This is a genomic window from Roseococcus sp. GW821-FHT12F05, assembly GCF_058806835.1.
In genome coordinates this window covers 341,895-363,804 of record NZ_JBXAQB010000003.1, presented here as the reverse complement: position 1 = coordinate 363,804, position 21,910 = coordinate 341,895, and the positions used below count along the sequence as shown (strand labels likewise).

Annotated in this window: 21 protein-coding genes; 7 read left to right on the top strand and 14 right to left on the bottom strand. The window is 68.4% G+C overall.

Annotation, left to right across the window (positions count from 1 at the left end):
• Nucleotides 1-66: 66 nt before the first annotated feature.
• From AC1ROY_RS10145 to AC1ROY_RS10135, 3 genes are all read right to left on the bottom strand, one after another.
• Entirely contained in the window at nucleotides 67-2,694 is a 2,628-nt protein-coding gene (locus AC1ROY_RS10145; RefSeq protein ID WP_493148681.1) for a DEAD/DEAH box helicase, read from the bottom strand.
• A gap of 128 nt (nucleotides 2,695-2,822) precedes the next feature.
• Complete coding sequence (locus AC1ROY_RS10140) at nucleotides 2,823-3,503, bottom strand: DNA-3-methyladenine glycosylase family protein (RefSeq protein ID WP_493148680.1); 681 nt, start codon at nucleotides 3,501-3,503, stop codon at nucleotides 2,823-2,825.
• On the bottom strand, nucleotides 3,448-4,824 hold the full coding sequence (locus AC1ROY_RS10135) for a carbohydrate porin (protein ID WP_493148679.1): 1,377 nt from the start codon (nucleotides 4,822-4,824) through the stop codon (nucleotides 3,448-3,450). Before AC1ROY_RS10135 ends, AC1ROY_RS10140 begins: the two co-directional genes overlap by 56 nt.
• Nucleotides 4,825-4,985: 161 nt before the next feature.
• Here AC1ROY_RS10135 and AC1ROY_RS10130 point away from each other — a divergent pair, with 161 nt between their 5' ends.
• Nucleotides 4,986-5,690, top strand: coding sequence for an RraA family protein (locus tag AC1ROY_RS10130; protein ID WP_493148678.1), 705 nt, complete (start codon nucleotides 4,986-4,988; stop codon nucleotides 5,688-5,690).
• Between the two features lie 3 nt (nucleotides 5,691-5,693).
• Nucleotides 5,694-6,164, top strand: a complete 471-nt coding sequence (locus AC1ROY_RS10125) for a thioesterase family protein (RefSeq protein ID WP_493148677.1) — start codon at nucleotides 5,694-5,696, stop codon at nucleotides 6,162-6,164.
• Between the two features lie 40 nt (nucleotides 6,165-6,204).
• Here AC1ROY_RS10125 and AC1ROY_RS10120 read toward each other — a convergent pair whose 3' ends face one another.
• Complete coding sequence (locus AC1ROY_RS10120; RefSeq protein WP_493148676.1) at nucleotides 6,205-6,876, bottom strand: O-methyltransferase; 672 nt, start codon at nucleotides 6,874-6,876, stop codon at nucleotides 6,205-6,207.
• Between the two features lie 86 nt (nucleotides 6,877-6,962).
• On the opposite strand from AC1ROY_RS10120, the gene AC1ROY_RS10115 reads away from it, so the two are divergent.
• The 3 genes from AC1ROY_RS10115 to AC1ROY_RS10105 all read left to right on the top strand — a co-directional run bounded on the left by AC1ROY_RS10115 (nucleotide 6,963) and on the right by AC1ROY_RS10105 (nucleotide 9,263).
• Entirely contained in the window at nucleotides 6,963-7,595 is a 633-nt protein-coding gene (locus AC1ROY_RS10115; protein WP_493148675.1) for a TetR/AcrR family transcriptional regulator, read from the top strand.
• Nucleotides 7,596-7,788: 193 nt separating this feature from the next.
• Nucleotides 7,789-8,811, top strand: coding sequence for an LLM class flavin-dependent oxidoreductase (locus AC1ROY_RS10110; RefSeq protein ID WP_493148674.1), 1,023 nt, complete (start codon nucleotides 7,789-7,791; stop codon nucleotides 8,809-8,811).
• A 248-nt stretch (nucleotides 8,812-9,059) separates the two neighbouring features.
• Nucleotides 9,060-9,263 (top strand): cold-shock protein, encoded by a 204-nt coding sequence (locus AC1ROY_RS10105; RefSeq protein WP_131547397.1) that lies wholly within the window; start codon nucleotides 9,060-9,062, stop codon nucleotides 9,261-9,263.
• A gap of 57 nt (nucleotides 9,264-9,320) precedes the next feature.
• Here AC1ROY_RS10105 and AC1ROY_RS10100 read toward each other — a convergent pair whose 3' ends face one another.
• On the bottom strand, nucleotides 9,321-10,295 hold the full coding sequence (locus tag AC1ROY_RS10100; protein WP_493148673.1) for an aminotransferase class IV: 975 nt from the start codon (nucleotides 10,293-10,295) through the stop codon (nucleotides 9,321-9,323).
• Between the two features lie 114 nt (nucleotides 10,296-10,409).
• Between AC1ROY_RS10100 and AC1ROY_RS10095 the strand changes: the two genes are divergently transcribed.
• On the top strand, nucleotides 10,410-11,558 hold the full coding sequence (locus AC1ROY_RS10095) for an amidohydrolase (protein WP_493148672.1): 1,149 nt from the start codon (nucleotides 10,410-10,412) through the stop codon (nucleotides 11,556-11,558).
• Here the strand turns inward: AC1ROY_RS10095 and AC1ROY_RS10090 are convergent.
• The 4 genes from AC1ROY_RS10090 to AC1ROY_RS10075 all read right to left on the bottom strand — a co-directional run bounded on the left by AC1ROY_RS10090 (nucleotide 11,555) and on the right by AC1ROY_RS10075 (nucleotide 14,620).
• On the bottom strand, nucleotides 11,555-12,664 hold the full coding sequence (locus AC1ROY_RS10090) for a patatin-like phospholipase family protein (RefSeq protein ID WP_493148671.1): 1,110 nt from the start codon (nucleotides 12,662-12,664) through the stop codon (nucleotides 11,555-11,557). The two genes, AC1ROY_RS10095 and AC1ROY_RS10090, sit on opposite strands and share 4 nt — an antisense overlap.
• A 106-nt stretch (nucleotides 12,665-12,770) precedes the next feature.
• Nucleotides 12,771-13,145, bottom strand: coding sequence for a cupin domain-containing protein (locus AC1ROY_RS10085; protein ID WP_493148670.1), 375 nt, complete (start codon nucleotides 13,143-13,145; stop codon nucleotides 12,771-12,773).
• A 36-nt stretch (nucleotides 13,146-13,181) separates the two neighbouring features.
• A complete protein-coding gene (cuyB, locus tag AC1ROY_RS10080; protein WP_493148669.1) occupies nucleotides 13,182-13,865 on the bottom strand; it encodes a cysteate racemase in 684 nt (227 codons plus the stop codon).
• Nucleotides 13,862-14,620: a sulfite exporter TauE/SafE family protein gene (locus AC1ROY_RS10075; protein ID WP_493148668.1), complete on the bottom strand. Its 759-nt coding sequence runs from the start codon at nucleotides 14,618-14,620 to the stop codon at nucleotides 13,862-13,864. Before AC1ROY_RS10075 ends, cuyB begins: the two co-directional genes overlap by 4 nt.
• A gap of 104 nt (nucleotides 14,621-14,724) precedes the next feature.
• Here AC1ROY_RS10075 and AC1ROY_RS10070 point away from each other — a divergent pair, with 104 nt between their 5' ends.
• Nucleotides 14,725-15,546, top strand: coding sequence for a sulfite exporter TauE/SafE family protein (locus tag AC1ROY_RS10070; protein WP_493148667.1), 822 nt, complete (start codon nucleotides 14,725-14,727; stop codon nucleotides 15,544-15,546).
• Between the two features lie 37 nt (nucleotides 15,547-15,583).
• Here AC1ROY_RS10070 and AC1ROY_RS10065 read toward each other — a convergent pair whose 3' ends face one another.
• The 5 genes from AC1ROY_RS10065 to AC1ROY_RS10045 all read right to left on the bottom strand — a co-directional run bounded on the left by AC1ROY_RS10065 (nucleotide 15,584) and on the right by AC1ROY_RS10045 (nucleotide 21,908).
• Nucleotides 15,584-16,255 (bottom strand): hypothetical protein, encoded by a 672-nt coding sequence (locus tag AC1ROY_RS10065; RefSeq protein ID WP_493148666.1) that lies wholly within the window; start codon nucleotides 16,253-16,255, stop codon nucleotides 15,584-15,586.
• A 352-nt stretch (nucleotides 16,256-16,607) separates the two neighbouring features.
• Nucleotides 16,608-18,371: a single-stranded-DNA-specific exonuclease RecJ gene (gene recJ, locus AC1ROY_RS10060; protein WP_493148665.1), complete on the bottom strand. Its 1,764-nt coding sequence runs from the start codon at nucleotides 18,369-18,371 to the stop codon at nucleotides 16,608-16,610.
• Nucleotides 18,371-19,366: a class II fructose-bisphosphatase gene (gene glpX / locus AC1ROY_RS10055; protein ID WP_493148664.1), complete on the bottom strand. Its 996-nt coding sequence runs from the start codon at nucleotides 19,364-19,366 to the stop codon at nucleotides 18,371-18,373. The genes recJ and glpX overlap by 1 nt, the downstream gene beginning before the upstream one ends.
• A 41-nt stretch (nucleotides 19,367-19,407) precedes the next feature.
• A complete protein-coding gene (locus tag AC1ROY_RS10050; protein ID WP_493148663.1) occupies nucleotides 19,408-20,700 on the bottom strand; it encodes a homoserine dehydrogenase in 1,293 nt (430 codons plus the stop codon).
• On the bottom strand, nucleotides 20,697-21,908 hold the full coding sequence (locus tag AC1ROY_RS10045; RefSeq protein WP_493148662.1) for an LL-diaminopimelate aminotransferase: 1,212 nt from the start codon (nucleotides 21,906-21,908) through the stop codon (nucleotides 20,697-20,699). The genes AC1ROY_RS10050 and AC1ROY_RS10045 overlap by 4 nt, the downstream gene beginning before the upstream one ends.
• Nucleotides 21,909-21,910: the final 2 nt, after the last annotated feature.

Sequence of the window (21,910 nt, the reverse complement as noted above, 5' to 3'; positions counted from 1 at the left end):
CGGTATCCGGAACGGAGAGCAAGTTCAGTCAGAAGCTCTATAACAATGACGTGAAATGTCGCCGCATCAGGCTGCAAGTTCCTCGCCCTCCTCCTCTCGGTATTCCCCTGTAGTGGGATTCCAAAGCGTTTCCGACCAATCGTCGCCAATACGCTCAATTTTGGTTTCGGGCGCGAAGCGGGCTCCAACTAGGCCGGTTGGAGCATCAGCCGGACGATGCTGGTAGTGGAGTGTGGCCGGCTCATCCTCAAGGGCGCTCATGATAATCGGACCCATAATCTCAATGTCGCTGAGAGCACCGGCCCGGCCCCTCAACGCAACCCGGCTTCCCGGCTTAAGAACACGCAGCCAGCCATCTTCAGGAATTACAACGGCGTGCTCGCTTGGCGTCGACAAGGATGAGAGCTTCGCCAGCCACTCACGCAGCCGATCGAGAACTTCGATCGGCACAGGTGCGTCTTCCTGTTCGCCAACCAGCTCAGCAGCCCGCGATAATCGGTCCAGTAATTCGGACAGATCCGTGAACACAGGTTCAGTCAGGCGAAGACTTCCGTAAGTTGCGTCGAATACGACAACTGCATCATGTACCGCTACACGCTGCCCCCCATTGATAAGAGCAATGTTGGTCGCCACGACGCCTACATCCTGCGGGGCAATCGAATATTCTCGAAAAATCAAACTCTTTAGAGCCGCGGCAAGCTGCTGTTTCACGCCAGCCGCCTTGAGCCAATCCGCTGTCACACGAAGGATTACCCCCGTCGTCCGGAAATCCCGCATCTTGGTTGTCATCGCAGGATTCTCTTGTCGGAGATCCTTGTAAAGTTTTTTCTGGCCCCGTTCCTCGTAGCCCTCCACCCGCTCCGTAATCTGCAGTTGACACTCCGCCAGAAAGCCGTCGTCGCTTGCGCGGTGGTGTCCGGCCACGACCCCACCGCGGTCGACAGCAGCGTTCACAAACGTCCTGATGATAGGCTTTGTGATGCCCGGCGCAGACGTCGGACCGACCTTGATCGTTCTATCGAAGGCTGTGTTCCGCCACTCGAAAACGCGATAGCCGCGAGCCATATGTAAGTAGACAGCGCCCGGATAAGCTTCTCGGATAGCCTGCTGCAAGCTCACTGTTCCGATGCGATCGGCCCCACTGCTTGGTGTTATCGTGAAGCTCGGCTCCCCAACATTCCTCAGAGGATAATTTATGTGAGGCTCGTCGCCACCGATCTGGTGAATCGGATCGAATTCCTGCGGACGGGCTCCCCCAGTGCGTGCAAAAGCAAAGACCTCCGAGAAGCCTGTAGGCCACGCAACGTTAGCGGGAGGTACGGGGCGCGCGATCCCCAAACTCTCGAGTTCCTCCGCCAAGCATCTTGCATGGGCGAACTGCATAAAGCGGTTGCCCAGATAGAGGTGGGATGGTTCCACTGAACCGTCCCAATACTCATTGAAAGTGCTCCCGAGGCGACGAAATGCCAGGGGGTCTGCAAGCACGGCGAAAGCGCCGGACTGAGCACGGCCAACCCGGCCAACACGCTGGCGAAAGGCCTTCCGGGATGAAGGCACCTCCAGGTTCAACCCAAACACAAAATGGGGAATGTTAATGCCGAGTTCGAGCGCTGACGTGCTCACGACTCCACGCAGTTCTGCCGCACGAAGCGCGGTCTCAATGGCGCGGCGATCTGCTGCTTCGTATCCTGAGCGGTAAGGTCGCACTCCATCATGAGCTAGGCTATGAGCGATCCGCTCCACGCCTTGGCGCGAGTCAGCAAATGCGATGAAGCTATCTTGATCAGACCGCTCTAGCAGATCGCGAAGGATCTGGGCCGCAGTCCCCTGGCTGTCGCCGCCGGTTGCGGCGTGGAGAAGACGACGAGGATAACGGGGGGAACCGTCGTCTTCCTCACCCACGACGTCGCAGCGGATTCCGGTCAAGGCCTCTAGGTGTTCCGCAGCGTTAGCAATAGTGGCGCTCGCCGCTATGATTTTGAGTTGCTGTGTTGCCTCGCCTGTCCGCCGTGCCAAGCTGCGAGCCGCCTGGAGGCGCCGCAGCAAGAAGGCGACATGGCTTCCAAACACCGCCTCTAATACATGCGCTTCATCCAGCACGAGCAAGCGGAGCCCGGCGAGAAATCGCCGGACATCTGGCATACTGACGTTCCGCATGAGCCACGCTTGGCACACATCGGGCGTCATCACCAAGATGCGGGCTGTACGGATGGCCTTCAGCCTTTCATCCATCAGCACCGATCCGTGGACTTCAGCGACCACGTCGGGTTCGAATCCCGTCGCTTTCACGGCCTCTTTCCAGCTCATGAGTTGGTCGGTCGCCAGTGCCTTCAATGGGTAAAAGACGAGGATGCGAGCATCGGGATCGTCTTCCAAGATACGCAACGCGGCAGCCTGGAATATCAAGGATTTACCAGAAGCTGTGCCTGTCGCCACAACGATGCTCCGGCCATTGGCGGCGGCGTGCAAAGCCATGGACTGGTGGCGCCAGAGCGCCCCGTCCGCCCCTGGTCCTGATTTCAACCACCTTCCGACGCGACCGGTTTGGAATTCTTCCGGCAGCGGTAACCGACGTTCGGCGCGCGCCGGCAAATTGACCTCTTCCACGATGGTAAGGTCACCGTCGCGAATAAGCCTATCTAAACCCGCCAATATTGTTGGCACCTCGTTTCTCCCGAACCCTGTGATCGGCATCGCAGCCGACCATCCTGCTATTTGCCATGGCTGAAGTTATCTGATTAGCAATTATCAGAAGCATACGTAGAAGTCCCTAATCCGCTCGCATCTATGACCATGAACGCGAGAGGTGGAATTGCCTCTACTCAGGGATCCTCGATCAGCGTCCGCCCGGTCTGGTGGCGCCAGTGGTGCCAGAGCAGCCGCGCCGCCAGCGACCGCTGCGGCGACCAGGCCAGGGCCATCCGGGCGAGCGTCAGCGGCTTCGGCCGCTCGTTCAGCTGGAACAGGTGATGCGCCGAATTGGCCAGCGCGATGTCGCCGCTTGGAAAGATGTCCGTCCGCTTCTCCGCGAAGAGCAGGTGAACCTCCGAGGTCCAGGGGCCCAGCCCCTTCACCGCGCTCAGGACGGCGACCGCCTCGGCATCCGGCAGCGTCGAGAGCCGGTCGAAGTCGAGCCGCCCGTCCAGGCAGGCCGCGGCCAGCGAGCGCGCATGCGCCGCCTTGGGCCGCGAGAGCCCCGCGACCCCGCAAAGCGTCGCATCGTCCAGCTCCAGCAGCCCCTCGGGCGTCAGCGCGCCGGGGATGGCCGACAGCCGCCGCCAGATCGCGCCCGCGGCCTGGTTGCTGATCTGCTGCCCGCAGATGGTGCGCAGGATGCCCGGAAAGCCGCGCGGCCGCGTGCGCCAGGGCAGCGGCCCCGCCCGCTCCTCGATGCCGGCGAAGCGCGGCTCGGCCGCGAAGAGCTGCTCGCGCTCGGAAGCCGGCAGGTCAGAACGCTGTGCGGAGGCGGAAGGAGAAGATGCTGACGGGGCCACGATCCGCATTGTAGGCCGGGTTCACCACCAGCTGGTAGCCGAGCGCCGCATTCACGCCCGGCGCCACGCGCGCATCGTAGTAGAGCTCGGTGATCCATTCCGGCCGGTAGTTGAGCCGCCCGTCGCCCACGATGAAGCCGATGCCGCCCGCCTCCAGATAGCGCTGCCGGCCCGGGCTGATCCAGCCGACATTGGTGCCGAGCCCCACCGTGTCACTCGGCCGGTTCCAGCGCTGGCCCGTGAGCACCCCGCCGAAGCTCACCGCGCGGTCCATCTCGGTGAACATCCAGTTCTGCGTCTGGCCGTCGTTCCAGGAGAGGCGGCCGAAGACGCCGAAATCCTCGGTGATCTGCTGGTCGGCCGAGATCGTGACGTTGTGCTTGAGCGTGTAGCGGTTCGGGCTCAGCTCGAAGGTGACGGGATCCATCGGGTCGATGTCGACCCAGCGCGACTGCCGCGTGCGCGAGGCGCCGTAGATCACGCGCACCGCGCCCTCGCGCTCGCCGATCCGCCAGAAGCGCTCGACCGAGGCCAGCGCCTGGAAGCCGCGCGTGACCGAGGGGTCGAGAAACAGCCCGTTGGCCCGCCGCGCCACGCGGAAGACGCCGCCGCGCACGGCCCAGCTGCCGTTCTCCCACTCCACCGCGGCGCCCTGGGTGAAGCCGCGCGCATCCGCCGCGTAGTCGAAGGCGGCGCCGCCGATGAGCGCCCAGTTCATGAACTGCGTGCGCCCGTCATGCGCGTAGCGGTTGTCGTCGAAGATGTCCCAGACCGCGAATTGGCCCACCGTGATGGTGATGCGCTCGCGCGCCATGGGCTCGCTGAAGCGCAGCGGGTCGTCGTCGCTCGGCACCATGTCGCCGGAGAGGCCGATGGTCTGGCGGAAGAAGACGCGGGGGACGAAGAAGGTCGGGTCCGTCGTGCCGAGGCGAAAGGCCTCGCCGTTCGGATAGGCCGCGACGCCGACGGAATTCGAGAGGCCGAAGCCACGCGTCACCGAGGCATCCACGATGAAGTCGGCGCCCTGCCACAGCCGCCGTCCCAGGATGAGGTCGGTCGAGAAGGTGTTGCGCGCCTGGGCCGCGGGCTGGAGGCTCGCCTCGCCGCGATAGGGCGAACGGAAGCCGGCCTGCCCCTGCAGGATGAAGGTGGCCTGGCCGCGGATCATCCAGCCCTGCTCCTCCAACCGGTCCTGCTTGGCGGCGAGCGAGGGGATCAGCGCGTCCTCGGGCGGGCCGATGTTCGGCGTGCCGACCGAGCCGTAGCGGCCGGTCTGCGCCGCTGCGAGGCCGGGCAACAGGAGTGCGGTCAGGATCGCGAGGAAGCGCATGTTCGCCCGCTAGACTGCCCAAAGAGAAACGGCAAGCACGACACAAATCCTTCACGGCGCGGGAGCAGGACCGGAACGCGCGGCCGCCCGCCAGGTTTGACGCGCCGGTTTGACGCGGGGCCCGCATGCCATGAAGCTGCGGCCTCCATCCGGAGGAAATCATGACTCAGCGCCCCTATACCCAAGCCGATCTCGACGCCCTGTGCGAGTGGGACACGCCCACCATCTGCAACGCGCTCGAGGTCGTGGTGCCGGCGCGCCGCGGCTACGGCTTCACCGTCCGCACCTTCGACTGCGCGCATCCCACGATGAAGCCGATCTGCGGCCCGGCCCGCGTCGGCACGATCCGCGCCGCGCATCCGCACGGCCGCACGGCCGAGGCCGACCGCGCCTCGCGCATCGGCTGGTACGAATACGTCGCCAACACCGACATGCCGACCGTGGTCGTGCTGCAGGACCTCGACGACGTACCCGGCACCGGCGCCTTCTGGGGCGAGGTGAACACCAACGTCCACAAGGGCCTCAAGTCGCTGGGCTGCGTGACCAACGGCTCGATCCGCGACCTCGACATGGTGGCGCCGGAGTTCCAGCTGCTCGGCATCATCAACCCGAGCCACGCCTACGTGCATGTGGTGGACTGGGGCCGTCCGGTGACGGTGCACGGCATGGCCGTGAACCATGACGACGTGATCCATGCCGACCGCCACGGCGCGGTGGTGATCCCGGCCGATGCGGTGAAGGGCGTCCCCGCCGCGATCGACCTGCTGACGCGCAAGGAGGCCGTGATCCTGGAGATGGCGAAGCGCCCCGATTTCGACATCGCCAAGCTGCGCGAGGCGCTGGCCAAGTCCGCCGACATCCACTGACGCGTGGCCGTTCGCCATGAGGTGGGCTGGTTCCATTGGGACCAGCCCCTGACCACCGTCCGCCCGGAATGGGTGGACCACTACCGCCACATGAACATGGGCAACTACCTCGTCGCCTATGACCTGCAGACGGACCGCCTCTGGCCGGAGATCGGCCTGGGGCGCCCGTTGCGCGACGCCGGCCTCGGCACCTTCGCCGCCGAGGCCTGGCTCGACTACCAGCGCGAGATGCTGGAGGGCATGCCCATCGGCAGCTCCAGCATGGTGCTCTCCTTCGACGAGAAGCGGCTGCTCTGCCGCCACCGGATGTTCCATTTCTCCGAGGGCTGGACGGCCTCGGAGCACGAGGTGCTGTACCTCTGCGTGGACCTGACGAAGCGGAAGGTGACGCCCTGGCCGGAGGACGTGCTGGCGAAGTTCGCCGCGGCCGCGACATCGGAGGCGCCGAAGCGGCTGGCGCTGAAGCGGCGGTGAGGCGGCTCCACCTGGCGCGCGCCAGGCGGAGCCGGGCCGCCTAGCCCACCCGGAGGGAGAGCTCGACGTCCTCGTCGAAGGGCATCGACATGTAGCCGCCGCCTGTGGCGCGCATGCGCGCGAGGTATTCGGGGCTCTCATCGGCATTGTCCGCGACGATCAGCGCGCCGGGGCGCAGGCGGCTCTCCACCAGGGCCAGCACCTCGGGATAGAGGCCCTTCGCGCCGTCCAGCAGGAGCAGGTCGATGCTCTCGGGGAGATCGGCGCCGAGCGTCCGCAGGGCGTCGCCCTCGCGGATCTCCACGAGGTCGATGAGGCCGGCCTCCGTCAGGTGCCGGCGGGCGCGCGCGACCTTGGAGGGCTCGAACTCGCTCGTGATCAGCCGGCCGCCGCCATTGTCCCGCAGGGCCGCGGCGAGGTGCAGCGTCGAGATGCCGAAGGACATGCCGAACTCGACGATGCTCCGCGCGCACGAGGTACGCGCGAGCATGTAGAGCAGCGTGCCGGTCTCGCGCGAGACGGGAAGCCAGAGATCCTTCAGGCGGCCGTAGAAATCGAGATACTCGGTCTTGCTGCGCATCAGCCGCTCGCGCTCCTCCTGCGGAAGGCCAGACATGGCAGGGCTCGTTGCCGCCTCGGCCTCCGTGAACAGGCGGTCGAGCAGCGGCGCCAGCGGGGCGGTGGTCAGGGTCGTGGTCATGGTCATGGTCATGGGATCCAGTCCGTAGGGCGTTCTTGTGTCGGATTGAAAATACGAATAATTCGTCAGGTTTCCTATTCGCATTGCCGCGCCGCCCCATGACCGATCGCCGAAACGCCCGGATTTCCTCGCGAAAGCAGCCGAAGCAGGCCCGCTCCGCCGACCTTGTGGCCGCGGTCCTGACCGCCGCCGCTCAGGTTCTGGCGAAGGAGGGCGCGCATCGCTTCACCACGGCACGGGTGGCCGAGAAGGCCGGCGTCAGCGTCGGCTCGCTGTACCAGTACTTTCCGAACAAGGCGGCGATCCTCTTTCGGCTGCAGGCCGACGAATGGCGGGAAACGACGGCCTTGCTACGCGACATCCTGGAGGATCAGCCGCGGCCGCCGGCGGAGCGGCTGCGCCGGCTGGTCCACGCCTTTCTCCGCTCGGAATGCGAGGAGGCTGCTGTGCGCGTGGCCCTCAGCGACGCCGCGCCGCTCTATCGCGATGCGCCCGAGGCACGGGAGGCTAGGGCGTCGGGGGACCGGATCATCCATCGCTTCCTGTGCGAGGCCCTGCCCCGGACGGCCGAGGCGACCCGTGCCATCGCCAGCGACCTGATCACGGCGACACTAAGTCTGCTGGGCAAGCGCTTCTCGGAGGCTCCCCGGACTCCATCGGAGATCGAGGCCTATGCCGAAGCCATGGCGGACATGTTCTGCGCCTATCTCGATCATCTTGAGAGGGGCTGAGCCACCGGATCGGCAGGCCGGTCGTAAACCTCCGGTGGCGCGCATGCCGGGAATGGCGGGGCCGGCGATGCCGCTTGTCATCCATGACCATCATCGACCGCGGTGATGGGACCGGATGCGCCCCACCTCCCATATTCGCCGGCAAGACCCCATCCACGGCGGGCCCAGCTCCGCCCATCCGGACCAGACCTCCATGAAAAAGATCGGCTTCCTCTCCTTCGGCCATTGGACGCCCTCGCCGCAATCCGCCACGCGCTCCGCGGCCGATGCCCTCCTCCAGTCCATCGACCTCGCCGTCGCGGCGGAGGAGCTGGGCGCGGACGGCGCCTATATCCGCGTGCACCATTTCGCGCGCCAGCTCGCCTCGCCCTTCCCGCTGCTCGCCGCCATGGGCGCGAAGACGAAGACGATCGAGCTCGGCACCGCCGTCATCGACATGCGCTACGAGAACCCGCTCTACATGGCCGAGGATGCCGGCGCCGCCGACCTCATCAGCGGCGGCCGTCTCCAGCTCGGCCTCAGCCGCGGCTCGCCCGAGCAGGTGATCGATGGCTGGCGTCATTTCGGCTACGGCCCGGCCGAGGGCGAGACCGATGCCGAGATGGGCCGCCGCCACGCCGAGGTCTTTCTCGAGGTGCTGAAGGGCCAGGGCTTCGCCCAGCCCAACCCGCGCCCGATGTTCCCCAACCCGCCCGGCCTGCTGCGGCTGGAGCCGCATTCGGAGGGGCTGCGCGAGCGCATCTGGTGGGGCTCCGGCTCCAACGCGACGGCTGTTTGGGCGGCGAAGCAGGGGATGAACCTGCAGAGCTCCACGCTGAAGGACGATGAGACCGGCGAGCCTTTCCACATCCAGCAGGCCCGCCAGATCCGCGCCTATCGCGAGGCCTGGAAGGAGGCCGGCCATGCCCGAACGCCGCGGGTCTCGGTCAGCCGCAGCATCTTCCCCCTGCTCGACGACCGCGACCGCGCCTATTTCGGCCAGGGCGGCAAGGAGCAGGACTCGGTCGGCTTCATCGACGAGAAGACCCGCGCCATCTTCGGCCGCGGCTACGCGGCCGAGCCGGAGGCGCTCATCGGGCAGCTCCGCGCCGACGAGGGCATCGCCGAAGCGGACACGCTGCTGCTTACCATCCCGAACCAGCTGGGCGTCGACTACTGCGCCCATGTCGTCGAGGGAATCCTGACGCAGGTCGCGCCGGCGCTGGGCTGGCGCTGAAGGAATAGGTCCCGGCCGGGGCAGCGCACGGAACGATCGGATGGTTCGCGGCGTGCGATGTGACCATTTCGCACGCGCGGCCGATGGCGTTTGACTTGTGGGCTCCGATCTGCGCCTTTGCTCCTTGCCTCGTCTGGCCGTGCCGATCCCAGAAGCTCTCCAAAGACCAGCTGGATGCGTACCGATTGTCCGGCGTGTGTTGGCCATGCCGCGGAAATTCCCGCGGTGTGCGATCAAGGAGAACTAAGATGGCTTCAGGTACGGTTAAGTGGTTCAACGCCACCAAGGGTTACGGCTTCATTTCCCCCGCCGGCGGCGGCTCCGATGTGTTCGTGCACATCACGGCCGTCCAGGCTGCGGGCCTGCAGGGCCTCAATGACGGCCAGCAGGTCTCCTTCGACCTGACGGAAGAGCGCGGCAAGACGTCCGCGGTCAACCTCAAGGCCGGCTGAACCAGCCTCACGGCTCGTTCGATATGAGAGGGCGGCCTTCGGGCCGCCCTTTTTCGTTCAGCCTGCCGGGATGAGCTCCTTCTGGCGGGCGAGCGCGTTGGACGGCATCTCCTCCTCGCCATAGCTCACTGGCGTGCAGTCCCTGATATCGCGGTGCCGCGCCCAATAGGCCGCGCGCAGCGCCATCGTCACCGCGCCCGGCGCGCCGTTGCCAAGGATGCGATCCTCGAGCCGCGTCACCGGCATCAACCCGCCTGCCGTGCTGCTGAGGAAGATCTCGTCGGCCTCCAGAAACTCTTCGCGCGAGACGGGACGCACCTCGATGGGCGTGCCGCGCTCGCGGCAGATATCGATCACCGTCTGCCGCGTGATCCCCTCCAGCACGCCGCGATCGGGCGTCACCACCGTGCCGTCCACGACCGCGAAGACGTTGAAACCCGGCCCCTCCGTGACGTTGCCGTCCAGCCCCAGCAGGATCACGGTCTCCGCGTTGCGGTCATACGCCTCGAAGAGGCTGCGCTCCATGTCGAGCCAATGGTAGTTCTTCACCGTCGGGTCCACGCATTCCGGCGGAATCCGCGGGATGGAGCTGATGATGGCGTGCGTGCCCTTCATCTGCGCCGCGGGCTCCACGATCCAGCCGAAGGGCAGCGCATAGGCCAGCAGCCGGTTCTCGCAGAGCCGCAGGTCGCGGCTTCCCTGCGGCGGGCGGCCGCGCGTGCAGACCATGCCGACATAGGCGTCGCGCAGGCCGGATCGAGCGACGCAGCCCATCAGGATGTCCCGCAGCCCGTCTCGGTCCACCGGGAGCTTCATCCGCAGGGCGGCGACCGAGGCGAGGAAGCGGTCGAGGTGATGCTCCAGCCGGAAGAAGGCGCCGTCCCAGACATGCACCACGTCGTAGGTGACGTCGCTGCGGGTGAAGCCGAGGTCGAAGGGCGAGATGCTGGCCTCGCCGGCCGGGATGAAGGTGCCGCCGCTCCAGGCCACTCCGGGGCTCGCGGCCTGCGGCGTCATCAGGGGATTGTCCATGGGGCTCTCCGTGCAGCGGAGGGGCGAGCTTATCGAAATCGCCCGATCGGGACAGCGGGCCTTTTCATCCGGCAGCGGACGCGATGGAGTCGCCACCGGAACGGAGATTCGATCATGGACCAGGACCTCGCCGAGAGGCTGACCGCGTGGCGCCGCCACCTGCACATGCATCCGGAGCTCTCGCAGCAGGAGGCGGAGACGGCGAGCTTCGTGCAGGAGAAGCTTTCCGAACTTGGTATCCCCTTCGTCGCCGGCGTGGGCGGGCACGGGATCGTCGCGACGCTGCAGCGCGGCGGCTCCAACCGCAGCGTGGGCCTGCGCGCGGACATGGACGCGCTGCCGATCGAGGAGACGACCGGCCTGCCCTACGCCTCGCGGAATCCGGGCGTGATGCACGCCTGCGGGCATGACGGGCACACGGTCTCGCTGCTCGGCGCGGCGGCGCTGCTGCTGGAGGACAAGTCCTGGACGGGCACGGTGCAGCTCATCTTCCAGCCGGCGGAGGAGCGGAGCGCCGGCGCGCGGGCGATGATCGCCGACGGGCTCTTCGAGCGGTTCCCGATGGACCAGGTCTTCGCCTACCACAACTGGCCCGGGCTGGAGGCCGGGACGGTCGCGCTGCGCGAGGGGCCGATCATGGCGCAGGGCGGCGGCATCTCCATCACCGTGAAGGGCCATGCGGGGCATGCCGCGAAGCCGAACCTGGCGCGCGACCCGATCGTGGCGGCGGCGGCGCTGATCACGGCGCTGCAGACCGTGGTGTCGCGCAACGTGGACCCGATCGAGCCGGCGGTGCTGACGATCGGCTCGATCCATGGCGGCTCGGTGAGCAACCAGATCCCGGAATCCGTGGTGATGCAGGGCACGGTGCGGTCCTTCCGGCCGGGCCAGCGGGCGGAGATCATCGCGGACATCCAGCGCATCTGCGACGGCATCGGCGCGGCCTTCGGCGCGACGGTGACGCTGGAGGCGGGCGTGGGCGGATCGGTGACGGTGAATGCCAGGGCGGAGACGGAGCTCGGCGTCGCGGCGGCCGAGGCGGCGGGCTACGCGGTGCGGCGCGACATCCCGCCGACGGCCGGCGGCGAGGATTTCGCGGCGATGCTGGAGCGGGTGCCGGGCGCGATGGCCTGGATCGGCAATGGCCCAGCCGAGCCCGGCCGCGAGCTGCACAACCCCGGTTACGACTTCAACGACGCCATCCTGCCTGTGGCCTCGGGCTGGCTGGCCGGCGTGGCGAAGCGCTCCCTGACCGGAGCCTAAGAGGTGAAGGGCGGCTGGCGGGACCAGGGATATCCCGCGCGGGCCTTCTCGAAGCCGTAGTTGAAGAGCGGCGTCATGTAGGTCTGATCGAAGGGCTGGTCGTAGGCCACCGCGAAGTCCGGCCCGATATAGGCCATCCGGAACTGGACTCCGTCGCGCTCCGCGTTCAGCCAGATCCGCACCGCGTCGTTGTAGCCGCTCGCGGCCGTCATCGTGGCGACGGCGCGCTGGGCGATGCTCAGCGTCCGGCGATTGGTGGAAGCCCAGTTGGCGTCCATCCTGGCGTTGCGGATCATCCAGGCCCGGATGACCGGCACCGGCCGGCGGGCCTGGAGATTCGCGCGGCGCTGCGCGGCGACCGCCGTCGGATAGAGGAAGGCCTGGGCCACCGCGCCGCCGTCCACGTGCAGCTCCTGGTACTTGCGGCCGTCCACCTCCACGTCGAAGAGCACCGGCGGGAAGACGCCGGGGATCGCCGCCGAGGCCAGCAGGATGCGCCGGATGACGGTGGGCGCGCGCGGATCGCCGCTGTTGGCGATGGCGCCGATGTTCCAGACGACGGGAAGCTGGGTGTCCAGGTCCGTCGTGCCGATCAGCAGCAGGCGTCCCTCGCGGTAGCCTTGCGCGATGGCGGCCAGCAGCCTGTCGTCCAGCTCGCGCGAGATGGTGCCGAAGAGCGGCGTCGTGTCGGACATGGCATCGTCGAAGAGGGCGGCCATCATGCCGCGCGCCGTCGCGATATCGGCCAGCGTGACCCCGGTGTAGACGTTCTTCAGCGGGGCATCCGCCATGGGGCCGATGAAGGCGAAGGGCGCGGTCAGCGCGCCCGTGCTGACGCCGGTCACGAGGCTGAAGACCGGGCGCGAGCCCTCCAGCGTCCAGCCGTTCAGCAGCCCCGCGCCGAAGGCCCCGTCCTCGCCGCCACCCGAAACGGCCAGCAGGTCCATGGCCGGGAGCTGAGCGCCCGGAGGGAGACCCAGGAAGACGCGCCGGCGCTCCGCCGCGGCAAGGTATTCCCGGGTGATGGCGGCATAACCCTCGCCGGTGAAGAACCGCTCGTTGGGCACGCCCAGGACGGTGGCGCGCGAGGCCTGGCCGCGCGGCACGGCAGGCTCCCGGACCGGGAGGGCGCAGGCCGATAGGCCGCCGGCTCCCGCCAGCAATGCGGCACGACGTGTGAGCGAAGGCGGCATCGGACGGTTCCTCTCGGAATCAGGTGGCGGAGGCGAAGCCCTTTCCGGCCTTGCGGTAGGCCTCGCGCGGCGGGGCAAAGATATCGAGGACCTTGCAGCCCTCCGGGCCGGCCCGCATCGTGTGCTCGATGCCGCCGGGCGTGCGCCAGAAATCGCCCTGGCTGACGGCGATCTCCTCGCCGCCCTGGATGCGGACCGCGCTGCCCTCGAGCAGCATGCCCCATTGCTCCTCGGGATGGCTGTGCATCGTGCCGGCGCCGTGCGGCGCGATGGTGACGACGGAGAGCATGGCCTGCTCGCCCGGGAAGATGCGCGTCGTAACGCCCGGCCCGAGCTCGCGCGCGAGGCCACGACTCTCGTCGTGGATGTTGTGGAATTCCTCGGCCTGGCTCACCAGCGCCTCCCCTGTTGCGGCGATCCTAACGGGAATTCAGCCCTTCGCCCAGCCGATTGCGGCGCGGGCGAGGGCCGCGATCGTGTCGATCACGGGAAATTCGAGCGCCGGGCCGGCGGCGATGCCGAGCGGGATCTCGGTGCAGCCGAGCACCACGGCCGTGGCGCCGCGGGCGCGCAGCCCGCGCGCGACCAGCGCGAGCGGCGCATAGGCCTCCTCGACACGGTTCGCCTTCACCAGGCCGACGGCCGGCATCACCAGCGCCTCCTGCACCTCCGGCTCCGGGGTCAGGCACTCGATGCCGAGCCGGTCCTGGTAGAGGCGCATGGCCAGCGTGCCGGTGGTGCCCATCAGCCCGATCGGGCCTTCGGTCACGCCCTGGCGGCGCAGCTCGTCCGCCGCGGCGTCCACGATGTGCAGGATGGGCAGCGTCGTGGCGCCGCGCATGCCGTCGAACCAGCCATGGGCGGTGTTGCAGGGGATCACGATGGCGCCGCAGCCGGCCGCCTCCAGCCCGCGGATGCCGTTCACCAGCGCGGGCAGCGGGTCCTCGCCGCCATGCACGCGGGCCTCGGTGCGGTCGGGCACGCGCGGGTCGGACCAGAGGACCGTGGGGATGTGATCCTGGTCGCGCTCGGCCGGCGTCAGCAGGGTGAGCTGGCGCATGAACTCCGCGGAGGCGAGCGGCCCCATGCCGCCCAGGACACCCAGCATCCTCATCGGAAGAGACCTTCGTAGACGAGCTCGAAGCCGGTCGCGGCCAGGAGCACGTAGATGATGCGGTAGAAGACCCGGTCGCTCATGCGGCCCTGCAGCCAGACTCCCATCCGGACGCCGATGGGTGCCAGCGGCAGCAGGACGAGGCTCGTCAGCAGGTTCTGCACCGAAAGCGCGCCCAGGAAGAAGTAGGGGATCAGCTTCAGGTAGTTCACCGTCGAGAAGAGGGCGACGGTGGTGGCGGTGAGCCGCGCCCGGTCCAGCTTCAGCGGGTAGAGGTAGACCGCCGCCGGCGGGCCGCCCGCATGGGCCAGGAAGCTCGTGAAGCCGGCGCAGGCGGCCCAGAAGCCGCCCTTGATCCTCGATGGCGCCGCGGCGGGGACCACGCGGTTGCCGCGCTCCAGCCAGAGGCTGCGCGCCAGGAAGACGAGCGTGATCGTGCCGATGAAGATCTTCACGACGGCATCCGAGAGCGCACCGAAGACGAAGGTGCCGAGGACGATCCCGATGATCGCGCCGGGCAGCATGATGCGCAGCTGCGCCCTGTCCCACCGGCCCCACCAGGCGCGGAGCGCCGCGATGTCCATCGCGCAGAGCACCGGCAGGGCGATGCCCGCGGCCTGCGAGGCCGGCATCACCAGCGACATCATCGGCACGCCCGTGTTGCCCGCCCCCGAGGCGAAGCCGCCCTTGCTGATGCCCGTGAGGAGGAAGGCCGGAATGGCCAGCGCGTAGAACCAGGGATCGGTGATGAGCAAGTCGCCTCGCGGGGATGACAGTTCGCAGTTGCGAAGCTATGGCACTGCAAGCGGAACGACCACCATCCGAGGCCGTCCGAATCGTCTGGAAGGCCTGAATTCTGATGGATCATTGGGTGTGGCTCGGGCTGCTGGCCCTGGCGATGGGCGCGACCGGCCTGTTCTCCGGCCTGCTGGCGGGCCTCTTCGGCGTGGGCGGCGGCATCGTGATCGTGCCGGTGCTCTTCTATATCCTGCCGCTCTTCGACGTGCCGGCGGCGACGCAGATGAAGGTCGCGGTCGCGACCTCGCTGGCCACGATCATCCCGACCTCGATCGTCTCGGCGCGCAAGCACTGGGCGAAGGGGGCGATCGACATGCCGCTGCTGAGGAGCCTGACGCCCGCGATGTTCGTTGGCGTGCTGGTCGGCACCTACCTGACGGCGGTGCTGAAGGGCCCGGGAATGACCTTCGTCTTCGCCTGCGTGGCGCTGCTGGTGGCCGCCAACATGGGCTTCACGGGCGTGGCCTTCCGGCTGCGCGACAGCATGCCGCTGGGCTGGGCCCGGCAGGTCATCGGCGGCGGCATCGGCGTGATCAGCGCCATCATGGGGATCGGCGGCGGCACGGTGGGCGTGCCGGTGCTGGGCATGTTCGGCACGCCGATCCGCTCCGCGGTGGCGACGGCCTCGACCTTCGGCATCGTGATCTCCATCCCCGCGACGATCGGGCTGATCTGGGCCGGGATCGGCGCCGAGGGGCTGCCGCCCTACTCGCTCGGCTGGGTGAACCTCGTGGGCTTCGCGCTGATCGTGCCGGGCTCGATCATCGCCACCCCCTGGGGCGTCGCGCTGGCGCACAGCATCCGGCCGGAGCTGCTGAAGAAGGCCTTCGCGGTGTTCCTCGCCATCACCAGCATCCGGATGTTTTATTCCTTGTTGGCCTGAGGGATATGCGGCAATCCTCGCGTCCGACGCGAGGTTCCTAGCGCAGCCCCGCCGGCGTCTCCGGCATGTCCATGAAGTTCGAGGCGGCCGCGGCGCGGGCGATCAGCGCGCGCAGGGCCGGGTTCTTCGCCCCCTCCATGTCCGTGAGGACATCCATCGGGCAGAAGAACTCGTGCGCCTGGGCGGTCTGGCTCGACATGAAGCCGCGATAGTGCCGGTCCTGCAGGGCGAAGAGCACGCGCGCATCCCGGACGGGAAGGATCAGCGGCGCCTTCGGCTCCTTCTTCACCATCCGGATGAGGCGCCAGCGCGGGATGTTGTTGCCGGGGATGCCGGGCTCCAGCAGCCACTCCACGGGACAGACGGCGAGCAGAGAGCCAGTGCTGGGCGCGAAGCGGGAGCGCTTGTCCAGCAGGTTCTGATAGGTGCTGCAGGCCTCGATGCAGAGGACGTCCACATAGGGCTCCTCGGCGCGGGTGCTGAAATGCAGGTAGAGCCCGTCCGGCAGCGTCCGGAGGCGATGCGCGCCGGGGATCTTGAGGTAGGGCTGGGTCACCTTGCGCTCCGGGTCCGGCCGCGCGCGCAGCCAGGTGCCCGGCTGCTTCGCGGAGGGCTCGAGACCGGGAGGACGCTGCGGCCATTGGCCGAGGGTGCGCCGCACGAGCTGATCCAGCTGAGCGCCGAGCGAGCGCCCTGAATTTGCAACCATGACCAGTCCTCCTGGGAAGAAACACAACCTATGAGGGAATAATGACGCAACCTTCCGAGAGAGCAAGCGTTAATAGGCTTTTTCTCCGATTTCACTTGAACTTCTAGGAATTTCATATATTGCCCATGGGGGTAGGTGCAGATTTTTCCTTATTTTTGAACAAAATATGGCATATTCCTCATGTCATATGGAAGATTAACGTCCCAGGACAGCCCGGATCTCGGGAGGGAATGGGAAGGAATGCTGTGCATAGGTTATCGAAATCCTAATCGCTCCTGCCATCTCGCCGATGGAGAAGCATAGATTCTGTTCATTTCGACTTAAAAATTAGACGTCGGCCAGAGGCCTGCCCCTACAGTCGCGCCGCGTCCGTCACGAAGAAGCCTGCGCTGGTCTGCTCGTTCCAGACCTCCGCGCGCAGATGGCCGCTCAGCAACATCGGCGCTCCGCCCTGGGCGAGCAGCGCCTCGGCGAGCGGGCCTTCCTTGGCGCGGAAGCAGATGGCCTTGAGCCGGCCACCGTCCTCGCCCTCCAGGAAGGCGCGGATGGTGGCGCCCTCCTTCCCCACCCGCCCCGACTTCACCACGCGGGCCCGCGAGATCGCGAAGCAGGGCTCCTCGTTGCCGGCGCCGAAGGGCGCGAGCCGGGCCACGCCCTGCGCCAGCTCCGTGGTCGCACCGCGCACGGTGAGCGCGCCCTCGACCACCAGCTCCGCCGCGCCCGGCAGTTCGCGCGCGGCGGCCAGGCGCTCGTCGAGATGCGCGTGCAGCTCGGGCAGCCGCGCCGCCTCGATGGTGAAGCCCGCCGCCATGGCGTGCCCGCCGCCAGCGATCAGCAGTCCCGACTGCCGCGCCGCGATGATCGCGGCCCCCAGGTCCAGCCCAGGCACGGAGCGGCCCGAGCCCTTGCCCAGCCCCGCCTCGAAGCCGGCCACGCAGGCCGGGCGGTTGAAGCGCTCGCGCACGCGCCCCGCCACGATGCCGACCACGCCCGGGTGCCAGCCCTCGTCCTGCAGCAGCAGCACGGCATGGCCCTGCTCGATCTGCGCCTCGGCCTGGCGCATGGCGGAGGCGAGCACGCCCGCCTCCACCTCCTGCCGCTTGCGGTTCACGGCGTCGAGCCGCTCGGCCATGGCCCGCGCCTCGACCGGATCCGTCTCCAGCAGCAGCCGCAGCCCGAGGTCCGGCGCCGCGATCCGCCCGCCCGCATTGATCCGCGGTCCCAGCACGAAGCCCAGCGTGTGGGCCGAGGGCTCGTCGCGCACGGCGGAGAGCTCCATCAGCGCCGCCAGCCCCGCCCGTCCCCGCCGCGCCATCACGCGCAGCCCGTTCGTCACCAGCGCCCGGTTCACGCCGATCAGCGGCACCACGTCGCAGACCGTGGCCAGCGCGACGATGTCCAGCAGCTCCCGCAGGTCCGGCTCGGGCCGGGAGGCAAAATACCCGCGGCGACGCAGCTCGCGCTGCATGGCGATGGCGGCCAGGAAGGCCACCCCCGCCGCGCAGAGCTGGCGCAGGCCGGAGGTGCAGTCCAGCCGGTTGGGGTTCACCGCGGCCACGATGCGCGGCGGCGGCCCCTCGGCCTTGTGGTGGTCCAGCACAACGATGTCGGCGAGGCCGGCGGCCACGGCCAGCGCGTCATGCGCCGCGATCCCGCAATCCACGCAGACGACGAGCGTGGCCCCCTGCCCGATCAGCCCGGTGATCGCCGGCCCGTTCGGCCCGTAGCCCTCGGCCAGCCGGTCCGGCACGTAGGGGATGGCGCGGCAGCCCAGCGCCTGCAGCGCCTGGACCATGAGCGCGCCGGAGCAGGCGCCGTCCACGTCGTAATCGGCGAAGACCGCGACCGTCTCGGCGCGCTGCACGGCATCGGCCAGCCGCGACGCCGCGCCGTCCATGTCCAGCAGCAGCGAGGGGTCGGGCAGCAGGGCGCGCAAGGTGGGCTCGAGGAACTGCGCGGCGGCGTCCACCTCCACGCCCCGGGCCGCCAGCAGCCGCCCCACCAGCTCCGGCAGGCCAAGCTGCTGCGACAGCGCTGCCGCCCGGCGCGGGTCTGCCTGGCGCCAGACCCAGCGGCGCCCCGTCAGGCTGCGCTCGACGCCGAGCGCAGTTTCCATCAGATGGGCTTCACCTGGAAGTTGTGGTGGGCCTCGACGTAGCGGACCGTGCCCGACTTGCTGCGCATCACGATGGAATGCGTGATCGCCCCGCCCGGGATCAGACGGACGCCGCGCAGCATGGGGCCGGTGGTGACGCCGGTGGCGGCGAACATCACGTCGCCCGAGGCCAGGTCCTCCATCTCGTATTTCTTCTGGGGATCGTCGATGCCCATCTCCTTGGCGCGCACGAGCTGCGCGTCCTCCTCGAAGACGAGCCGGCCCTGCATCTGGCCGCCGGTGCAGCGCAGCGCCGCCGCCGCCAGCACGCCCTCGGGCGCGCCGCCCCAGCCGAGATACATGTCCACGCCGGTCTCGGGCTGGGCGCAGGCCACCACGCCGAAGACGTCGCCGTCCGGGATGAGCATGAGGCGCGCGCCGGCGGCCCGGCAGCCCTTGATGATGTCCTTGTGGCGATCGCGGTCGAGCACGCAGACGGTCAGCTCGCCGATCGAGACACCCTTGGACTTGGCCAGCGCCGCGAGGTTCTCCGCGGGCGAGCGGTCGAGATCCACGATCCCCGGCGCATGGCCCGGCCCGATCGCGATCTTGTCCATGTAGCAGTCGGGCGCGTGGAGAAATCCGCCGCGGCTGGCGAGCGCCACCACGGCCATGGCGTTGGGGCCGCCCTTGGCCGTGAGCGTCGTGCCCTCCAGCGGGTCCACGGCGATGTCGGCCAGCAGGCCACCGCCGGTCTTGGCGTAGAGGCCGACCTTCTCGCCGATGTAGAGCATCGGCGCCTCGTCCATCTCGCCCTCGCCGATGACGACGGTGCCGTGGATGGCGACCGAGTCGAAGGCGCGGCGCATGGCCTCGACGGCGGCGCCGTCGGCCGCGTTCTTGTCGCCCTTGCCGACCCAGGAGCTCGCGGCGAGGGCCGCGGCCTCGGTCACGCGCACCAGCTCCAGGGCCAGGTTGCGGTCCACGTTGCGGGGCCTGTTCTCGGTCTCGCTCATCGGTCGGGCTTCCTCTGGAGTCGGGTGGGGATCTGTATAGCTCAGAGAAGCTCGATGCGGATCATCGCGGGCTTCTCGACCACGCTCGGCAGGGCGGCGATGCGGGCCAGGGCCGACTGCATCTGCGCCTCCTCGCACTCATGGGTGACGAGCACGACCGGCACCGCCTCGCCCGGGGCGCGGCCGCGCTGGAGCATGGACTCGAGGCTGATCTCCATGTCGCGCAGCACGCCCGTGACATCGGCGATGACGCCCGGCTGGTCCAGCACCATGAGCCGCAGGTAGTAGGCGCCGCGATGCCGCTCCATCGGCAGGCCGGGCGCGCGGTCGAGCGCCGCCGTGCCCACGCCCCAGACCGGGGAATGGCAACCGCGGGCGATGTCGATCAGGTCGGCTACCACGGCGCTGGCCGTCGGCCCCGCGCCGGCGCCTCGGCCCTGGAGGACGACGCGGCCCACCGCGTCGCCCTCGGCCAGCACCGCGTTGAAGACGCCATCCACATTGGCGATCGGGTTGCTCACCGGCACCATGCAGGGATGGACGCGGGCGGCGACGCCCCCCTCCTCCCGGCTCGCGATGCCCAGCAGCTTGATCCGGTAGCCGAGCTCGCCGGCCAGGGCGATGTCGAGCGCGGAGACGTTGCGGATGCCCTCGATGTGCAGCGCGCCCAGATCCACCTCATGGCCAAAGGCGAGCGCGGCCAGGATGGCCAGCTTGTGGGCCGCGTCCACGCCGTCGATGTCGAAGGCGGGGTCGGCCTCGGCGTAGCCGAGGCGCTGCGCCTCCGCGAGCACCTCGGCGAAGGGCAGGCCCTTCAGCCGCATCTCCGTGAGGATGTAGTTGCAGGTGCCGTTCAGGATGCCGGCGACGCGGCCGATGCGGTTGCCCGCCAGCCCCTCGCGCAGCGCCTTGATGGCGGGGATGCCGCCGGCCACCGCCGCTTCGTAGGAGAGCGCGACGCCCTTGGCCTCGGCGAGCTTAGCCAGCGCCCCGCCATGGGTGGCCAGCAGCGCCTTGTTGGCGGTGACGACCGGCTTGCCGGCTGACAGCGCCGCCTCGACCAGCGCGCGGGCCGGCCCTTCGGAGCCGCCCATGAGCTCGACCACGATGCCGACATTCGGATCGGCGGCCAGCGCCACCGCGTCGTCGTGCCAGGTGAGGCCGGAGAGGGCGAGGCCGCGGTCGCGCTTTCGGTCGCGCGCCGAGACGGCGACCACCTCGATGGGGCGTCCCGCACGGGCGGCGATGAGCGCGGCATTGTCGCGCAACAGGGTCAGCAGTCCGGCTCCGACCGTGCCAAGGCCGGCCACGCCCAGCTTGAGAGGCTCTTTCATGCGGAATGGACTTCCTCGACCGGCGCCACGTTGTCGCCCTGCAGGAAGGTGCGGATCCCCCGCAGCGCCTGGCGGATGCGGTGGTTGTTCTCGACCATGGCGATGCGGACATGGCCGTCGCCGTGCTCGCCGAAGCCGATGCCCGGCGCGACCGCGACCTTGGCCTTCTCCAGCAGCAGCTTGGAGAAGCCGACCGAGCCGAGATGGCGGAACTTCTCGGGGATCGGCGCCCAGAGGAACATCGAGGCCTCCGGAGACGGCACATCCCAGCCGGCCTGCTGCAGGCCCTTCACCAGGACCTCGCGGCGGTCGCGGTAGAGCTCGCGCATCTCGGCCACGCAGTCCTGCGGGCCGTTGAGCGCGGCGGCGGCGGCCACCTGGATGGGCGTGAAGGCGCCGTAGTCGAGGTAGGACTTCACCCGAGCGAGCGCCGAGATCATCCGCGGGTTGCCGGCCGCGAAGCCCATGCGCCAACCGGGCATGTTGTAGGTCTTGGACAGGCTGGTGAACTCGACCGTGCAGTCCATCGCGCCGGGAATCTCCAGCACGGAGGGCGGCGGGATCGTGCCGAAATACAACTCCGCATAGGCGAGGTCGCTGAGGATCATGAGCTCGTGCTGGAGCGCGATCTTCACCAGTTCCTTATAGAACTCGCGGCTCGCCAGCAGCGCCGTCGGGTTGGACGGGAAGTTGACGATGAGCGCCGTAGGCTTGGGCACCGAATGCTTCACCGCTCGCACGATCGCCTCGAGCATGGCGTCGTCGGGCGTGTAGGGGATGAAGCGCGCCGAGGCGCCGGCGATGATGAAGCCGAACTGGTGGATCGGATAGGACGGGTTGGGCACCAGGATGGTGTCGCCGGGGCTGCTGATCGCCTGGGCGAGGTTCGCCAACCCCTCCTTGGAACCCAGGGTCGCGACCACCTCGGTCTCCGGGTCGAGCTTCACGCCGAAGCGGTTGGCATAGTAGCCGGCGAGCGCGCGGCGCAGGCCGGGAATGCCCTTGGACATCGAATACCGGTGCGTGCGCGGATCCTGCACGGCCTCGATCATCTTGGCGACGATATGCGGCGGCGTGGGGCTGTCGGGATTGCCCATGCCCAGGTCCACGATGTCCTCCGCATTCGCGCGCGCCTTGGCCTTGGCCGTGTTCACCTCGGCGAAGACATAGGGCGGCAGGCGACGGATGCGGTGGAACTCTTCGGCCATGA

Coding starts and splice junctions, on each gene's coding strand:
- AC1ROY_RS10140 (WP_493148680.1), bottom strand. CDS start 3,503: ATGCGGATCGTGGCCCCGTCAGCATCTTCTCCTTCCGCCTCCGCACAG.
- AC1ROY_RS10120 (WP_493148676.1), bottom strand. CDS start 6,876: ATGACCATGACCATGACCACGACCCTGACCACCGCCCCGCTGGCGCCG.
- AC1ROY_RS10070 (WP_493148667.1), top strand. CDS start 14,725: ATGGATCATTGGGTGTGGCTCGGGCTGCTGGCCCTGGCGATGGGCGCG.
- AC1ROY_RS10100 (WP_493148673.1), bottom strand. CDS start 10,295: ATGGACAATCCCCTGATGACGCCGCAGGCCGCGAGCCCCGGAGTGGCC.
- AC1ROY_RS10095 (WP_493148672.1), top strand. CDS start 10,410: ATGGACCAGGACCTCGCCGAGAGGCTGACCGCGTGGCGCCGCCACCTG.
- glpX (WP_493148664.1), bottom strand. CDS start 19,366: ATGAGCGAGACCGAGAACAGGCCCCGCAACGTGGACCGCAACCTGGCC.
- AC1ROY_RS10130 (WP_493148678.1), top strand. CDS start 4,986: ATGACTCAGCGCCCCTATACCCAAGCCGATCTCGACGCCCTGTGCGAG.
- AC1ROY_RS10115 (WP_493148675.1), top strand. CDS start 6,963: ATGACCGATCGCCGAAACGCCCGGATTTCCTCGCGAAAGCAGCCGAAG.
- AC1ROY_RS10105 (WP_131547397.1), top strand. CDS start 9,060: ATGGCTTCAGGTACGGTTAAGTGGTTCAACGCCACCAAGGGTTACGGC.
- AC1ROY_RS10145 (WP_493148681.1), bottom strand. CDS start 2,694: ATGCCGATCACAGGGTTCGGGAGAAACGAGGTGCCAACAATATTGGCG.
- AC1ROY_RS10065 (WP_493148666.1), bottom strand. CDS start 16,255: ATGGTTGCAAATTCAGGGCGCTCGCTCGGCGCTCAGCTGGATCAGCTC.
- AC1ROY_RS10050 (WP_493148663.1), bottom strand. CDS start 20,700: ATGAAAGAGCCTCTCAAGCTGGGCGTGGCCGGCCTTGGCACGGTCGGA.
- AC1ROY_RS10135 (WP_493148679.1), bottom strand. CDS start 4,824: ATGCGCTTCCTCGCGATCCTGACCGCACTCCTGTTGCCCGGCCTCGCA.
- recJ (WP_493148665.1), bottom strand. CDS start 18,371: ATGGAAACTGCGCTCGGCGTCGAGCGCAGCCTGACGGGGCGCCGCTGG.
- AC1ROY_RS10045 (WP_493148662.1), bottom strand. CDS start 21,908: ATGGCCGAAGAGTTCCACCGCATCCGTCGCCTGCCGCCCTATGTCTTC.
- AC1ROY_RS10110 (WP_493148674.1), top strand. CDS start 7,789: ATGAAAAAGATCGGCTTCCTCTCCTTCGGCCATTGGACGCCCTCGCCG.
- cuyB (WP_493148669.1), bottom strand. CDS start 13,865: ATGAGGATGCTGGGTGTCCTGGGCGGCATGGGGCCGCTCGCCTCCGCG.